This is a genomic window from Solibacillus sp. FSL R7-0682, assembly GCF_038005985.1.
Taxonomy (GTDB): Bacteria; Bacillota; Bacilli; order Bacillales_A; family Planococcaceae; genus Solibacillus.
Genome location: NZ_JBBOUI010000001.1, coordinates 1,990,474 through 2,005,696, shown reverse-complemented (window position 1 = coordinate 2,005,696; position 15,223 = coordinate 1,990,474). Strand labels below are relative to the sequence as shown.

The window sequence follows — 15,223 nt, the reverse complement described above, 5'->3', positions numbered from 1 at the left end:
TACACTATTTTACCACAACCAAAATTTTGTCCCTTGGCATACGATTATACGATCTAACCACGTTTCAAAATTAATTGATAATGGTCTAGCATCCTCGAATGACTCAATACTGCCTTTCCAATACAAATAATACTGCTTGTTTTGCAATACATGTTTACTATTAATCACAATGTGATCTTGATATACAGATGCAATCGTAAAGCATCCCTCGAATGCATCGTATACTTGATTATAATCGATTAATTCCTGCAAACTATATAACTGTATTTCTCCACCATATGTTACATGATCAAATAAACGACAGCCATTTGAAATTTTTAAAAAATTTTTATAATCAGCTGGTAAACGATAGCCTGTCTGTCGTTCAAAATCCAGAATCTCATTTTCTGTTGCAGGTGGATGAAATGTGCATGTAGCGTTAAATACATCCCCACCTTCTACTTGAACTTGAATCATGTTTTTATTTTCAGCTAACCTTGTTTGAAGTGCTTTTAACGTTTGATCTATTAATCGTTGCATTTGCATACTCCTATTTTCAGCCCGTTAGAACATTTAGTCGAGTGTTACTTTAAAATGGTACCCTTCTTTAATGTCCATATTTTTAGAAGTGAATGGGGCCATCGTTGTTAAAGTAACGGATTTTGCTTCTTTAAGCGCTTTTGTTTCAGCTGGTGATAACAAATAAAACAAATACCCTTCATTTCCAGTTATCTCTCCCAATTCTATAGATACTGGGTCCGCAAAATTATTATCTGATGATGCTGGTTGAAATTCCTCTGTAATCGTTAATGTCGTTTGATCTGGGTAAAAGAACTGTGAAGGGTCTATATTTTCAGGTAAATTCATCTCGATTTTCACCTTCACATACCCTATTTTACCGTCGTCATTTTCAAGATCTGGATAGTAATCAAATGTGTCCGCTACAGAAAATTCGCCATATTCAATGGAAGACACCTCTAATCCATAGTCCTCATTCGTTTCAACTAAGCCTAAATTATCTTTTGTATAAAAAACTTCAAACGCTCCATGCTCGTTGTCATATGAATGAAGTGTACTATTTGAAGTAGTTGCCATCGTTGCAGTCGATTTACTATTTTCATTCATTTTGCTTTCACCAGCATCTTGTATAGTCGTGTCTTTTCCACAGCTCGCCAATACGAAACTTACAAATAATAAACTAAAAAAATATTGTTTTTTCACGCAAACATCTCCTTAAATAGGATTATTTCAGATGGCTATAGCTATACTTCTTTAAAAGCTAATTGCTTTTTCCAAATATTATTTATATCAATAATTACTATGATTTCAAGAATGATTAATTGCTTGAAGACCTTTCATCCCTCATCTTTACTTTATTCCCATTACGCTCCTATATTTCCTTCATACTTTCTTGTCATATTTGCAAATTCCCTATTCATGACTGTATTTTAAAAATTAAAAAAACCATTTCGCCAATTTTAATGCGTCATGGTTTTTACAGTTATAAATTTTTCCCACATTCATTACAAAAATTTGCGTTCATTGGATTTAGATGTTGGCAATGATCACAACTTCTCGCCTGGATAATAGTACTTTTCCCTGTATGTATCGCTTGAGCAATTTTCTCAAAGCCCTCTGTTGTTTCCTCTGCCAAATAGTTAAACGTATCCTTTGCTATCGGAGCCATTTCACGACTTTGATATTTTGCTACAGTTGATCCGTAACCTAGCCCAGTAAAAATAAATCCAACAAATAAAAATGGCATTCCAACAAAGAATAACCAATCTAGCTTAGGTTCTTCAAAAAAATCAAGCGTAAAAAATTCAAATATTGCAATTACGAGACATCCAATTCCGATGACTAACAGAAATGGACCAAAAAATTTAAAAAACTTCTTTGCTTGTTGATGCTCTTCTGTCACAAACGAATTTTTACTCATTATATTCACCCCTTCTCTAAAATACGATTTCACTTCCCAAAAGTTTCATTACAGTAAAAATTATTAAATATCTTCACGATTCTGAATCGATACCCATCACATGCAGTTTCATGAACAAGTTTATTCGTTTTGCAGCACTTCGCATTCATTCTCGTTACATATCTTGCTTTACAAACTGTTCATTCCATTGTTGAATGTGGTTACATTCATTTATTATGTATTCCATACAGTCAATCGTATCATTAACCCGTTGTGTTTTAGATTTTATGTAACGTAATTTTAAGCCTTCACGAATGCTAATCGATTCTTGAATAATGGGATGCCATCTTACAGGCATTACCTCAATTGCATATTTTGCTGCTTCAACCTTTGAAATAATTCCATGTTCTTTTAGCGTATAAAATTGGCGTAGTAAACCGGTAATAGACCACTGTATTTCCTGGTCAATAAATTTATTTGACAAAAATGGCGCTACCTTTTTATATTTTTTTAATGTATTCATACGATTGAACCAATAATGATTCATATTTGTTAGAACATAATATGTCAAATTGTTATCATCTAACTCGAAATGAAATGTAGTGAGGTCTGTTCCAAAAACTGTGATCCCCTTGTTCTTCAATATCCACCAAGTAACCGGGTTCATCTCGTGATTGCTCTGCTGTACCTTCCCTTCATTTACATAAATACATTTCGTGGCTGCAGTCGGTTTTTTACCGATATCCTCTCTAACAATATAGGAGCCATCCATTACAATAGTTTTCGATTGATTATGTAACGCTAGATGTATATTTGTTAGCACCATTAATTCTTCTTCTGTAAAAGGACGGTTCACTATTGCCATAAAATCAATATCACTCATCCCCTGACAATAAGCATCCAATGCAATAGAACCATGCAAATAGAATCCTTCTAGCATATTAGGAAATGTTTCATTAAATATCACTGTATAATCATTTAAAATCGGTCGAACTGAAGTAGGAATTCTAGTATCCATAAAATTTCTCCTTTGATGATTTGAATAACAAACGAGGTATTTAATTTTTATTGAACTTGCATACCCAATTACATTTAATGTAAAAATATCTTTTATTGCTAATTATAATTTTCTATACATAAATTGTAAATCTCCATTCGAATAAAAAACCCGCTCATTTTCTTTGAGCAGGCCGTTTAATATAATTCGTATTAGTTATATAGTTTTAAATACAACACTAAACTAATTAAAGAACAAAGCAATATCAAAGTAAATATAGTAATTGGAGCAAAAAATTGGGATAAAAAAACTGTACTCGGTGCTAAAAATCGACCAATTGTAAATTGCATATTAGAAGCTGCCATGTATTGCCCCCTAGCAGTTGGTGGTGCATAATCACTAACAAAGTTGTAGAGAACTGGTGCTCTTGTGATCTCCCCAAAGGTGAAGATTATCGTCAGAATAAGTAGCAGCCAAATATTTGTAGTTAGTCCTACGGCAAACATACCAAAGCCTGCCAATAAACAGCTTAAAATAAACACATTTTTATCACTCCATGATTTTAACCATTTCGTTACTGGTAAAACAAATAGCACAAATAAAATGCCATTTAGCCCCAACATATAGCCTAAAATTTCTTGATTTGAAAGTTCAAATTGAAAGTTTGATAGAATGGATTGACTCGGCACCTCCTCAAAGATGTAGATTGCCAAATATAAATCGAGCTGCATAATTGCAATGACTGAAAATACGCCAGCAAATAAATAAAAGGCAAATTGTTTATCTTTCAGAATCGTCACATAGCCCTTTAATTGCTCGAAAGGTGAAATTGGTACTTCTTTAGAATTTAAATTCGTATCTATCGGTAGTGTTTCTTTAAATCGAGTAAAGATGACACTGAAATAAATAAGTAGAACTAAGGCGCAGCACCAAAGTAATTCTTCTCGATAATCAAAAAACAGCCAAGCACCCAAGATTGGACCGCATACTGCCCCTAGATTACTTCCGGTTAAAAATGATGCAAATACCTTCTTCCGATGCTCCGCTGGCACCGTATCAGCAACCATTGCATCACTTGCGGGTTTATACACACCTGTACCAAACGTAATTCCTAAAAAAGCAACATAATCCAGCCAAATATAATTGGAACTCGCAAAGAGAATAAACATCATTAATTGTATCCCTGTTCCCCATAGCATGATTTTTTTTCGGCCCATTCTATCTGCAACAGAGCCCCCCACCATTCCTGCTATTAAGCTAATTATGGGCGGGATTGTCATGAATATTCCAGTCCATCCCAACCCAAAGGATTGACTAAAATAGATTGCTAAGAAAGGAAAATACATCCAGTAAAAAACATTAAAAATAGTTTCACCTATTAGTCTAATTTTTAAGTTGCTATTCCAAATAAAATTATTAACCATTCAATAACTCCCATCGTTTATTTCGGCCGATGGATTCATTTTAATTTTCAAACAAAAGAAAATATAGACTACTATTCAAAAAATTGGTATACTAATAATATGAAAAGCGAATACTATGAACGTTTATTTGAAGAGCACTAACAATCGAACATACGTTTCTAAATCTATATAAATTACAGCCTCATTGATACAGAGATGAAAACTCTGGTTTTATCGGTGGGGCATTTTTATTTAAAAATTATTTATACAAAAAAACGTCCGGAACAATACCAGACGTTTACTACTAATAATTTTCGAATAGTACTATAGTTTAATTATTAAATCTCATATTCCATTACGTATTCTGAACTATTACTAATCTTTGGTGAAGGCTGAGAATTATAAACACGAGAGTAAGGAGGTACTGAATGTGTTAGCCATATATTACTTCCTAGCACGGTATCATGACCAATCGTTGTTTTACCACCTAAAATTGTCGCTCCTGCATAAATCACCACATTATCCTCAATGTTTGGATGGCGTTTGATGCCTTTAATCGGGTTACCCTTTTCATCAAGTGGGAAGCTTAGTGCACCTAATGTAACCCCTTGATAGATTTTAACGTTGTTGCCAATTGTACACGTTTCTCCGACTACAACCCCTGTACCATGGTCAATAAAGAACGAATGACCAATTGACGCTCCTGGATGAATATCAATTCCAGTTAATTGGTGTGCATATTCAGACATAATACGAGGAACAATGGTTACATCTAACTTATATAATTCGTGGGCAATTCGGTGAATAAACACTGCCTGAATCGAAGGATAGCTTAATAAAATTTCTTCTGTAGAAGTAGCAGCAGGATCTCCATTATACGCAGCCTGAATATCCGTTTGGATCATTTCACGAATTCGCGGGAAATTGCTAATTAATTTCATCACTACTTGATCTGCTTTTTCACGACACTGTCCATTACAATTATCAAAGTTTTGATACACTAAAACCTTTTCGATAATATCACGTAAATCTAGGGCAGATTTTCGTAAATTGTTACTAACTGTTACATGCGTACGTACTTCGTCAGCTGATCCTTCATTAAAAATTGCTGGAAATAATATTTCATGAAAACAAAGTAAAATTTCATGAACTTTATCTCGTCCTTTAAAACCGATTGATTTTTCAATCTCTACATGTTTTATATTATACTCTGTTAATTCATTCGCGATTATAGGCACTTCATTATTTAGCCAATCTTCAATTTTCATTTTTTTACCCCTCTATCATTTTCAATCTTATACATTTACTAATTTGAAAATCACTCATATTAAAAATAACCCTCTTTACTTGTTTATTCAATACATATACTTCGCTTTGTAAAAAAACAGGTTGAATATCTTGCCTATTCTTCTTTTAAAGGATTCTGTTGGTATTTATTTCATTAAACGTGAATTAATAAATACAAAATTGGCAATAAATGATTATAACTTTTAGAAATACAAGATTTCACATTTTCAATTTATGGATAATGATTTAGATTTATTATTTAAAAATGGAGTGATTCATATAAATAAAAATACAAGAAGTGTTTTTCTTTTTGTTCTTGGATTTTTCACTTATTACCTTTTATCAACCGCTTACAATCTATTGTTCTAATAAAGAAAAATATACAAAGAGTAACATTTACTTTTCGAGTGATAACAAAATTTCAACAATAAAAGCTACGTTCTTTTTTATGAACGTAGCTTTTTAACTATCCGCCAATTAAGGCTTTATATTATTCACCAAATTCAATTAGCACAGCCAGAATTATCTTTACACATTTTTTCAATGAAGTAGGTTATTAAAGATAAATTATCCGTTAGCTCCGGATGAAAGGAGCACGCGAGTAGGTGTCGATCTCTTACACATACAATATCACCCTCATATGTAGCTAATACTTCTACACCTGGCTCTACCGCTATTATTTTTGGCGCACGAATGAAAACAGCGGGAAAAGCATCACTTATACCTTGAATAGTAAGAGTTGTTTCGAAACTATCTATTTGCCGTCCAAATGCATTACGACGCACCGTGATTCTCATTTGTCCAATAGAAGCATCCCCATTTTCAACATTTTCAGCCAATAAAATGCACCCTGCACATGTGCCAAATACGGGCTTTATTTTAGCAAATTGCTGAAGAGCTGGTAACATACTAGCGTTGTCGATTAAGCGACGTATCGCTGTACTTTCCCCACCGGGCAAGAGTAAACCGTCGATATATTCTAGCTGCTCTACGTTTTTCACCGCTACAGCGTTAGCCCCAGCTGCTTGGATTGCTCGAAGATGTTCCGTGACAGCTCCTTGGAGTGCTAAGACACCAATGTTCATTACCATCCACGCTCCTGCATGCGTTCAGCTTGAGGTAGATTATGAATATCAATTCCTTTCATCGGTATGCCGATTTGCTTTGAGACAGTAGCAATTAATGAATAATCGTTGTAATGTGTCGTTGCTTGTACAATAGCACGTGCAAATTTTTCAGGATTTTCGGCTTTGAAAATACCGGAGCCAACAAATACGCCATCAGCGCCCAGCTCCATCATTAATGCCGCATCAGCGGGTGTAGCTACGCCACCAGCTGCAAAATTAACGACTGGTAAACGTCCTTCACGTTTAATGATCCGTAAAACTTCATAAGGTGCCTCTAATAATTTTGCCTCTGTCATCAATTCATCTTCATTCATTGCAACTACTGCGCGAATTTGTGCATTTACCTTTCTTAAATGACGCACTGCCTCTACTATATTACCCGTGCCGGGCTCTCCTTTAGTGCGCAGCATCGCGGCACCTTCTCCAATGCGACGTGCAGCTTCTCCTAAATCACGACATCCACACACGAACGGTACTGTATATTGGTTTTTTAACAAATGGAATTCTTCATCTGCTGGTGTTAGTACTTCACTTTCATCTATGTAATCTACACCAAGTGTTTCTAGGACTCGTGCTTCGACAATATGACCGATACGTGCTTTTGCCATTACGGGAATTGAAACTGCATTCATCACTTCCTCAACAATACGTGGATCTGCCATCCGCGCTACACCGCCTGCTGCACGAATGTCTGAAGGGACACGTTCAAGTGCCATTACAGCAACAGCTCCTGCAGCTTCTGCAATTTTTGCTTGCTCTGCATTTACGACATCCATAATGACACCCCCTTTTTGCATGAGTGCCATCCCTCTTTTCACGACATCTGACCCTTTAGAAATTGACATTTCTCTATCACTCCTTAATGTTAGAATAGTAATTAGTATACAAATTAACTGATTACTATGAAATATCCAATTATTAAAATAGTAAAGGGGTCAGATTTTTCAAACATTATTCACTAGTGCCTAAATTGATTAACAAATTCCTGCATTTGCAATGTAGTGACGAAAAAAAGACAATGCAATCGCATCGTCTTTTTAAATAAATATTATTTTTTTATGATCCCTCAACCACATTTCAAAGTATGGCAATTATAAATCCAACTGGACTTTCCTCACTTCAGCTTCGAACACGTCTAAATCATAATGATATTTAACTGCATATTGACGTCCCTTTTCGATAAGCTGCTTAGAAAACGCTACTTCCCCTGCATCTGCAAAGGCCTGTGCGTAATACAAATAATCATTTGGAATAAATAACAGCTGATCTAATTGCTGAAAATAACTTTTTGCATCGTTTACGTTGTGTAGCTCGATTGATGCTGTAATTACATATGGTAAAACGAATGGTGAATATGGATTGATTGTCGATTTCTTTGAAAGCCATTCTTCCCCAAGCTTTAAGATTTGCTCGGGTTCATTTAAATTTTCTTCTAGCATCTGAAGATGGTTTTTATTGAGACGAAACAGTTCATGGTATGTACTATATTCTTGTTTCGTAACCTCCTCAAAGGCTTTCACGAAATCCCTGGATTGTTTATAGGTCGCGAGGATTTCAGGAATTACCTCTTCCCCATGTTTTTCAATTAAGTCATAAATCGCGTAAAAACCTTGTAAGTAGATTGTATTGGAATTTGACCAAATGTTATTATGCAGCTGCTCAAATGGAAACACATCATAGTAATACGAGGACTGTACAATTAACGTATTTTGAACTCCAAATGCACTATACTCCGCTAAACCTTCTGTAAACCATGCGGGTATTTCCTCTATTGAAAGTTCTTGATTTCTTAAATAGAGGTCAAATAAATAATGGCTATATTCATGGAGGATCGTGTAGGAGGTATACTGCTCAGCCTCACCATTAATTAAAATTGTCTCCATATTATTAAAGTAAGCACCCGATAACCATGGAATTTTTTCATGTCCTCTGTAATCAGAAAGTGTTACGAAGATTGGAATTGAATGATGACTTGCATAGTCCATTGGCAATAAACTTTGTGCTATCTCCCTTGTTTGAACAAGTTCCTTTAATACATCTTCTGAATGAAATGGTAAGTTTGGGGGTGTATAAATTCGAAAATTCCCCTCTTTAACCTTTGTATACTCCTCATTAAATTTAAATACCTGCTCAAAAGTTTTATTTGGATTTAAAAATAAATAAATGACAATTATATTAATCACTAAAATAAATAGCAAAAATAACCGAAAGACTAATTTTTTCATATTCCCTCCTCTGCTCACTACCAAAATTAAACCCTTCTTGTAATTTAATATATTCTATACGAGCAAAAATTTTTAAATACCTCCTCAATAAGGATCAATTACAATTACCTTTGTCGCAATGTTCGAAAGGAAGGTAACGTCATGCTCCACGAATAAAAGAGTAGGTTTACATTGCAGAATCATTTCTTCAATTTGTTTTTGGTTAAAGACATCTAAATAATTCATTGGCTCATCCCATATAAAAAATTCTGCAAAGATGCCGAGTGACTTTGCTAATTCCACTTTTTTCTTTTGACCATTGCTCATCTGCTCAATTGGGACATGAAAAACATCTCGTTCGAATCCTAATACACGTAGATGTGTTAAAAGTGATGTATAATCGATTTGATGTTGAACGGCAAAGTCTTTTAGCAAACCAATATTATTCTCATAATTCTGACGTATGATGCTTTTCGTCACATTATGATGCAATAGTACTTCACCTATTACCGTCCCATCAAAGTGTTGGTCAATCATATAATTTAAAAATGCCGTCTTCCCGCTACCATTCGGGCCTACTAACGCTACTTGCTCCCCTTGATAAAGTTCAAAAGTAATTGGCTGAAAAAGAATACGATCCTCATAAGCTAACGTAAAATCCTTTACACGAAGTACAGGGTCACGATGGCTATACATACAATTTACTGTTAATACATTGACGTCATCCATATCCTTCAGAAGCTGTGATTTTTCTTCGATTTTTACTTGCATCCGTTTTTCGATAGTCTTTGATTTTTTCATAAGGCGTGCAGCACGTGCATTGGCAAAGGCATCATTTCCTGAATCTTTTTCTCTTTTATGCGCCCAGTCCGCCTTTTCTTTTGACGTTTGCTTTAAGCGGTCAATCTCTAACTTTATTTTCCTATTTTGTTGAGTTTCATGATTGTCTTTACGTTTCTTTTGCAAGTCATAAGTCGAAAAATTTCCTTTAAACAAACTTATTTTGGTTTTTTCAATGACTAAAACATGGTCAACCACTTCATCGATAAAGCTACGGTCATGACTAATAACAATAAAGCCCTTCTTTTTCTTTAAATAGTCACACACTACTTGTCTAGCTTCTCGATCTAGATGGTTCGTAGGCTCATCTAAAAGTGGGAATTTCGATTCATGACAAAAAAGTGCTGCAAGTAATACTTTCGTTTGCTCACCACCTGATAATTGCTCAAATGGTTGCCAGAGTACCTCTTTATTTAATGATAACTGTTGGCATTCTCTTTCTAGCTTCCACAATTCGATTGGCATTACTTCTTCAATGGCATAGTAAGTTACGTTTTTTTTATTTAGTATTTGTTGCGGAAAATACACAAAGTCTACATCGCTAAAGATTTCACCTGTAAACGGATATTTATGCATGAGCAAGTTTAATAATGTCGTCTTTCCCCGGCCATTTCTTCCAATCAAACCGAGGCACCAACTCGTATCAAACGTCAAATTTACATTTTGAAATATTGGTTGTTCCAGCGTATCAAATCCAAAGTTCAAGTTTCTTATTCTAATCGGCATACCGCCACCTCCAGTTTTGTGGGTCACTTTCGATAATTGGAGATGATGAATTTACTTCGCATACAATCATTCCAATCGCTCACTTGATTGTATATGCATAGCCAAATAAAAAACCTTCTGAATAAAGCTTCAGAAGGATTACAATTCATTATTAAATAAACCTAATAAAAGGTATAATTAAAAGAATAATAAATGGACAGAGTAATCCTATTTTAAGTGAAAATGCATATACATTTTACGTGTAAAATAGAATTATTTGCTCATCCACTAATCACCCTTTACAATAGACTACCATTATTATATCTAATTAACTATAATTTACAAATATTATAATTAAGAACTATAACATACTTTTTACATCTACATAGAATTCAAAAATAAAGTAACAACCGAAGCCTAATAATAAAATCCCTGCCACGATGGAAGCCCATTTAATCATTTGTTGGTTCATAACTTTTCTTGTTAATGAAACAATCGTTAATAGGCCAATGTCATGTAATAAAATGCCGGATAATATTCCGAAAGCAACAATTAAAAATTGGTTAGGGCTATCTCCCTTGTAGGAATCGGCTAATACTGTACCGAATACTGAAACCCAAAATACTAAGTTTCCTGGTGAAACAGCTACGATTAAGCCATTACGATACGTCATAAAGAGCGATTTTTCCACTTTCTCCCCTGCTAATGTAATATCCTTATCGGCATTTTTAATGGAATCGTACGCCAGCATAAATAAAAATACGGCTCCGATAATCCACAATGGCATTTGAATAAATGGCAGCGATAAAAACTGGGCTAAACCAAAATACAAGGCAACTATTAATAATACATCAATGGTCATCCCACCGATTCCTACTGCCCATCCATGCATAAAGCCATTTTTTAATCCTTGTTTTGTCATTTCAACCGTAATAGCACCTACTGGCATTGCGATTGCTAACCCTACCATGACATAAGCAACATACAAACTCATTTAAACACTTCTTTCCAAAATACATTCCCTTCATACGTCCGTTTATACTTTTACATTACCATAATTACGTATAAATTCAACGATAATTTGAATATTTAATCATCCCTCTAAATAATTATCCGAATATATTCTCTATATTTAACATGAAGATAACTACAATTAATACGAAAAGAAACGTCGTAATATATTGTCTAGTTTCTCTTAAGTAAATCCACTCTAAAATCCCTTGAATTCCCCATACTAAGCTAAATAAAATCAATAAATACTACTTAGAAGCTTCATCATAAGAATTACTTTCTTGAATATAAAATTCCAGTATTAGAACGATTAATATTATTCTTCCGTAGCGATCAATTTTTTTACCAGAAGTGTCTGCAATCTTCTTTCATTCGATCTTTAAAATTTTTTTCTCTAGGAGAAAGAGCATTAATGGTATGACTACTATATAAAATACAATTTTAATTAATGACACTAAAAAATCTCCCCATTTTTTATTTAAATCCAAAATAAGCAGGAGTTAATGTTTTACTTTCAATGACAATCGCCGTTAATCCTGAATCTGTCTTCGTCTCATGCCATTCATCTTTATTCCAATAAACTGCATCACCTTGTTGTACTTTTATATTTTCCTCGCTTTCATTACGGACAAAACCTTCTCCTTTCACAATAAAAAGTAATTGCGGAACAGTCGCTTGATGGTAGCCAATTACTCCACCTGGTTCCAAAAACATACAACTTATTTGTGTTTCTTGTTCCGTTTCGGCAATACGTATCATCATAAAATTGGAATCAAACTTTGTAATTTTCTTCGCACTGCTCCGATCAAACTTATAAAATTCCATTTAACCCCTCCAAAATTTAGTAATTGTTACGAATGCATTTTTGAAATAATGCCCTTTACATATTCCTCTTTATAGTCCGTATAAGCGTTAATTCCTTTTAAATCGGTCATAAAAAAAGACGCTTTAATTGTTTCATATTGTATTTTTGCATCTGAATTGGCATTTAAATAATCTCGAAAAAAAAGGAGCTGTTTCCACTTTTCTTTATTTACTTCGACTAGATGAATAAAGTGTGTTTTTACTTCAAAGGATTCATCAAGAAATTTTGCACAAACAACCTCATTTGGCCTTTCTACCTTTAATCTATAAAATCCAGCTTGCTGAAGGCCGTTATAAAAAGTTTTATCAATCTCTTCTAGCTGCTCCACACCAATTAAAATATCAATTATTGGCTTCGCTTTCATCCCGTTAATCGCTGTGCTACCGATATGTTCTATTTGATTTGGCTCCAAATTTACATAGTTCAAAATTTCTTTTTTTACACGTTCATACTCATTTTTCCACTCTTTTTCATATGGGACTAGGATGACCTCTTCTTTTTTCAAACCCAATTTCATTCATCACGCCTCCTTTGTTGTAAATTAAGATTATGGGTAAATTCGTACCTTTTCAAGTCTGTAAGTTTTTTCAAATAAGTGCTAAAATAGTATTACATAAAACGAACGATTTAAAGGACTAAAATTCCCCTTATGAAACTCGCTCCCCCTACTTCCAAATTAAAAAAACCCTATTAATCAAGGAGTGACCATAAATGCTAATCGAATTAAAACATGCTTCCTTAGCACATATTGAATTAATTATTGCTATTGGGAAAGAAACTTTTTACGAAAGCTTTAAAAATGAGAACACGGAAGAAAACATGAAACATTACCTTGCTACAGCTTTTACTAGTGAAAAAATAAGTGCTGAACTAAATAATCCCCATTCTCGATTTTATTTACTATTTGTAGATGAACAGCTGGCTGGTTACTTAAAGGTAAACACATATTCCGCACAGTCTGAAAATATGGGCGATGAGGCGTTAGAAGTTGAGCGGATTTATTTAAAGAAATCTTTCCAAAAATTAGGACTTGGAAAAGTATTAATGGATAAAGCGATTGATATTGCTGTAGAAGAAAGTAAAACCATTATTTGGCTTGGGGTTTGGGAAAAGAATGAAAATGCGATTGCCTTTTATTCAAAAGCTGGCTTTGAAAAAAGTGGTAAAAAAATATTTTATATGGGCGATGAGCAGCAAACTGATTTCATTATGAAAAAAACTTTAAGGGGTTAAATGAAAGGAGCTTACTTCATGTATATACCGAAATATTTTCAAATGACAGATCAAGTGCAAATTCGTGAAGTGATTGAGGAATACAGCTTTGCGACGTTAATTTCACAGTATATGGGTAGCCCCTATGCTACCCATCTCCCGTTATATGTAGATGCAGAAATGAAGAACATTTATGGTCATTTCGCCCGCGCAAATCCGCAATGGAAGGATATTGAGCAGCAAACCGTCCTCGTCATTTTCCAAGGACCGCACTGTTATATTTCTCCTACTTGGTATGAAACAAAGCATGCTGTGCCCACATGGAATTATGTGACCGTACATGTCACAGGAAAATTGGAAATCATTACGGATGAGCAGCTTATTGAGGAAAACTTAATAAAATTAGTCGATAAATATGAAGGGCTTTCGAGTAATTATGCAATGAAAGAAGTAGATGATGATTATTTAGCCGGTTTAAACAAAGGTATTCAAAGCTTTAAAGTCAACATTCAAACAATCGAAGCAAAGGCGAAATTAAGTCAAAATCACCCTCAGGAACGACAAAAATCCGTCATTCAAAAGTTAGAAGAACGTGATAAACGGTTTGATCGTGATATTGCTACGCTTATGAAACGGAATTTAACTACTCCCTAATCAAATCTTGACTAGAGAGTAGTTTATTATGAATGATTTTTCTTTAATATTGAATCGTAATTGCTAAAGCTCCCCACTGTTTTTCTTGTTCAGGCGTATAAATTTCATATGTACCATTGATCATTTCTTGCATTGTCCACCCTTCGCAATCGAAATCTTCAAAGGGTATATCTGCATACATTTCTTTAAACGTGCTATATTTTCTAATTTCGGTTACTTGAACTATTATCGATTGATCTTGTTCAGGAACTTTAATAAATTCAATCGTATCCCCAACGTTAATGGCCCTTCTACTTTCGTCATTTAAGCGTACTTCTACTTTCTTTTTCCCTTCGATGATGGATTGAAAATATTCGCCAAACAAACCCATTTTATGTATCATCTTTATCACCTCACTTACTTTTCTTCGGAACTATTTTTTGTTTTAATACTTGGAATTGGAATACGTTTATTTTCGGCCATATTGATTGCCAATTTTTTTGTAATAGTCGTGTTTCATATATTCCCATTCTTTCTGGACAGTTTGTAAAGTAAGGCGTAGGCTTCACTTCGAGATTAACGACATCGGCGATACCACATGGAGCCGCTAATATGACCTTATTGTTTTCATCTAATTTTACGCCTAATGCTGTTGCTGTCTCTGGAAATTTTGACATTGCATCAATTGAAGATGTATAAGGAGACATATTGTTTCGAATATGCATTCTTGCTTCATTTTTTACGGACCAAGGAATATTCGGCGTTTGAATCTTCAGTTTATTTTCCAATGTCTTTTCTTCCGCTTCATCCAATTTCAAAGGATCAAAATATATGACATCAATATCTGGAATCGGTGTTCTTTTAGAATAGTTATGTAGCGTATCCCATATTTTTGAACGAACAAAACCTGCACATACCCACCAATCGGGCAAATCCAATGATTTTACTGTCATTAATATATCCATCATCCATTTGTCTTTTGAAATTAATTCAATAATTTTTTGTTCATTCAACATGTCAAGATAACCCCATTCGTCAATAT

18 protein-coding genes are annotated in these 15,223 nt (G+C 34.2%); 2 read left to right on the top strand and 16 right to left on the bottom strand.

Features of this window, described 5'->3' with window-relative positions; translation table 11 throughout:
- Positions 1–9 precede the first annotated feature (9 nt).
- The 14 genes from MKZ17_RS10230 to MKZ17_RS10170 all read right to left on the bottom strand — a co-directional run bounded on the left by MKZ17_RS10230 (position 10) and on the right by MKZ17_RS10170 (position 12,853).
- On the bottom strand, positions 10–519 hold the full coding sequence (locus MKZ17_RS10230) for an SMI1/KNR4 family protein (RefSeq protein WP_340723635.1): 510 nt from the start codon (positions 517–519) through the stop codon (positions 10–12).
- A 33-nt stretch (positions 520–552) separates the two neighbouring features.
- Positions 553–1,200 carry a hypothetical protein gene (locus MKZ17_RS10225; RefSeq protein ID WP_340723634.1) on the bottom strand — a complete coding sequence of 216 codons (648 nt, stop codon included), beginning with the start codon at positions 1,198–1,200 and terminating at the stop codon, positions 553–555.
- A gap of 280 nt (positions 1,201–1,480) precedes the next feature.
- Positions 1,481–1,918 (bottom strand): zinc ribbon domain-containing protein, encoded by a 438-nt coding sequence (locus MKZ17_RS10220; protein ID WP_340723633.1) that lies wholly within the window; start codon positions 1,916–1,918, stop codon positions 1,481–1,483.
- A 154-nt stretch (positions 1,919–2,072) separates the two neighbouring features.
- Positions 2,073–2,915, bottom strand: a complete 843-nt coding sequence (locus tag MKZ17_RS10215; protein WP_340723632.1) for an aminoglycoside adenylyltransferase domain-containing protein — start codon at positions 2,913–2,915, stop codon at positions 2,073–2,075.
- A gap of 191 nt (positions 2,916–3,106) precedes the next feature.
- Positions 3,107–4,318 (bottom strand): MFS transporter, encoded by a 1,212-nt coding sequence (locus MKZ17_RS10210; RefSeq protein WP_340723631.1) that lies wholly within the window; start codon positions 4,316–4,318, stop codon positions 3,107–3,109.
- 317 nt (positions 4,319–4,635) lie between these two features.
- Positions 4,636–5,565, bottom strand: a complete 930-nt coding sequence (epsC, locus tag MKZ17_RS10205) for a serine O-acetyltransferase EpsC (protein WP_340723630.1) — start codon at positions 5,563–5,565, stop codon at positions 4,636–4,638.
- Between the two features lie 522 nt (positions 5,566–6,087).
- A complete protein-coding gene (gene pdxT, locus MKZ17_RS10200) occupies positions 6,088–6,675 on the bottom strand; it encodes a pyridoxal 5'-phosphate synthase glutaminase subunit PdxT (protein WP_340723629.1) in 588 nt (195 codons plus the stop codon).
- On the bottom strand, positions 6,669–7,556 hold the full coding sequence (gene pdxS / locus MKZ17_RS10195; RefSeq protein ID WP_340723628.1) for a pyridoxal 5'-phosphate synthase lyase subunit PdxS: 888 nt from the start codon (positions 7,554–7,556) through the stop codon (positions 6,669–6,671). The genes pdxT and pdxS overlap by 7 nt, the downstream gene beginning before the upstream one ends.
- A gap of 246 nt (positions 7,557–7,802) precedes the next feature.
- Positions 7,803–8,936, bottom strand: coding sequence for a collagenase (locus tag MKZ17_RS10190; RefSeq protein WP_340723627.1), 1,134 nt, complete (start codon positions 8,934–8,936; stop codon positions 7,803–7,805).
- Positions 8,937–9,020: 84 nt separating this feature from the next.
- Positions 9,021–10,481 (bottom strand): ribosomal protection-like ABC-F family protein, encoded by a 1,461-nt coding sequence (gene abc-f, locus MKZ17_RS10185; protein ID WP_340723626.1) that lies wholly within the window; start codon positions 10,479–10,481, stop codon positions 9,021–9,023.
- A gap of 340 nt (positions 10,482–10,821) precedes the next feature.
- Positions 10,822–11,454, bottom strand: a complete 633-nt coding sequence (locus MKZ17_RS10180) for a LysE family transporter (protein ID WP_340723625.1) — start codon at positions 11,452–11,454, stop codon at positions 10,822–10,824.
- A gap of 115 nt (positions 11,455–11,569) precedes the next feature.
- Complete coding sequence (locus MKZ17_RS20590) at positions 11,570–11,713, bottom strand: DUF4181 domain-containing protein (RefSeq protein ID WP_350462374.1); 144 nt, start codon at positions 11,711–11,713, stop codon at positions 11,570–11,572.
- Positions 11,714–11,945: 232 nt separating this feature from the next.
- Entirely contained in the window at positions 11,946–12,296 is a 351-nt protein-coding gene (locus MKZ17_RS10175) for a cupin domain-containing protein (RefSeq protein WP_340723624.1), read from the bottom strand.
- 26 nt (positions 12,297–12,322) lie between these two features.
- A complete protein-coding gene (locus MKZ17_RS10170) occupies positions 12,323–12,853 on the bottom strand; it encodes a GrpB family protein (RefSeq protein ID WP_340723623.1) in 531 nt (176 codons plus the stop codon).
- Positions 12,854–13,047: 194 nt separating this feature from the next.
- Here MKZ17_RS10170 and MKZ17_RS10165 point away from each other — a divergent pair, with 194 nt between their 5' ends.
- Together MKZ17_RS10165 and MKZ17_RS10160 are read left to right on the top strand one after the other, a co-directional pair.
- Positions 13,048–13,569 (top strand): GNAT family N-acetyltransferase, encoded by a 522-nt coding sequence (locus MKZ17_RS10165; protein ID WP_340723622.1) that lies wholly within the window; start codon positions 13,048–13,050, stop codon positions 13,567–13,569.
- An 18-nt stretch (positions 13,570–13,587) separates the two neighbouring features.
- Positions 13,588–14,202, top strand: a complete 615-nt coding sequence (locus tag MKZ17_RS10160; protein WP_340723621.1) for an FMN-binding negative transcriptional regulator — start codon at positions 13,588–13,590, stop codon at positions 14,200–14,202.
- Between the two features lie 43 nt (positions 14,203–14,245).
- Here MKZ17_RS10160 and MKZ17_RS10155 read toward each other — a convergent pair whose 3' ends face one another.
- Both MKZ17_RS10155 and MKZ17_RS10150 read right to left on the bottom strand, forming a co-directional pair.
- Positions 14,246–14,584, bottom strand: a complete 339-nt coding sequence (locus MKZ17_RS10155) for an ASCH domain-containing protein (RefSeq protein ID WP_340723620.1) — start codon at positions 14,582–14,584, stop codon at positions 14,246–14,248.
- A gap of 10 nt (positions 14,585–14,594) precedes the next feature.
- On the bottom strand, positions 14,595–15,197 hold the full coding sequence (locus MKZ17_RS10150; RefSeq protein WP_340723619.1) for a nucleotidyltransferase family protein: 603 nt from the start codon (positions 15,195–15,197) through the stop codon (positions 14,595–14,597).
- Positions 15,198–15,223 lie beyond the last annotated feature (26 nt).

Excerpts from the sequence above, each read along its gene's own strand:
- MKZ17_RS10155 (WP_340723620.1), bottom strand. The coding sequence starts at position 14,584 with ATGATACATAAAATGGGTTTGTTTGGCGAATATTTTCAATCCATCATC.
- MKZ17_RS10190 (WP_340723627.1), bottom strand. The coding sequence starts at position 8,936 with ATGAAAAAATTAGTCTTTCGGTTATTTTTGCTATTTATTTTAGTGATT.
- MKZ17_RS10170 (WP_340723623.1), bottom strand. The coding sequence starts at position 12,853 with ATGAAATTGGGTTTGAAAAAAGAAGAGGTCATCCTAGTCCCATATGAA.
- MKZ17_RS10215 (WP_340723632.1), bottom strand. The coding sequence starts at position 2,915 with ATGGATACTAGAATTCCTACTTCAGTTCGACCGATTTTAAATGATTAT.
- abc-f (WP_340723626.1), bottom strand. The coding sequence starts at position 10,481 with ATGCCGATTAGAATAAGAAACTTGAACTTTGGATTTGATACGCTGGAA.
- MKZ17_RS10175 (WP_340723624.1), bottom strand. The coding sequence starts at position 12,296 with ATGGAATTTTATAAGTTTGATCGGAGCAGTGCGAAGAAAATTACAAAG.
- MKZ17_RS10165 (WP_340723622.1), top strand. The coding sequence starts at position 13,048 with ATGCTAATCGAATTAAAACATGCTTCCTTAGCACATATTGAATTAATT.
- MKZ17_RS10210 (WP_340723631.1), bottom strand. The coding sequence starts at position 4,318 with ATGGTTAATAATTTTATTTGGAATAGCAACTTAAAAATTAGACTAATA.
- MKZ17_RS10180 (WP_340723625.1), bottom strand. The coding sequence starts at position 11,454 with ATGAGTTTGTATGTTGCTTATGTCATGGTAGGGTTAGCAATCGCAATG.
- MKZ17_RS10230 (WP_340723635.1), bottom strand. The coding sequence starts at position 519 with ATGCAACGATTAATAGATCAAACGTTAAAAGCACTTCAAACAAGGTTA.
- pdxT (WP_340723629.1), bottom strand. The coding sequence starts at position 6,675 with ATGGTAATGAACATTGGTGTCTTAGCACTCCAAGGAGCTGTCACGGAA.
- MKZ17_RS10220 (WP_340723633.1), bottom strand. The coding sequence starts at position 1,918 with ATGAGTAAAAATTCGTTTGTGACAGAAGAGCATCAACAAGCAAAGAAG.
- epsC (WP_340723630.1), bottom strand. The coding sequence starts at position 5,565 with ATGAAAATTGAAGATTGGCTAAATAATGAAGTGCCTATAATCGCGAAT.
- MKZ17_RS10160 (WP_340723621.1), top strand. The coding sequence starts at position 13,588 with ATGTATATACCGAAATATTTTCAAATGACAGATCAAGTGCAAATTCGT.
- MKZ17_RS10150 (WP_340723619.1), bottom strand. The coding sequence starts at position 15,197 with ATGTTGAATGAACAAAAAATTATTGAATTAATTTCAAAAGACAAATGG.
- pdxS (WP_340723628.1), bottom strand. The coding sequence starts at position 7,556 with ATGTCAATTTCTAAAGGGTCAGATGTCGTGAAAAGAGGGATGGCACTC.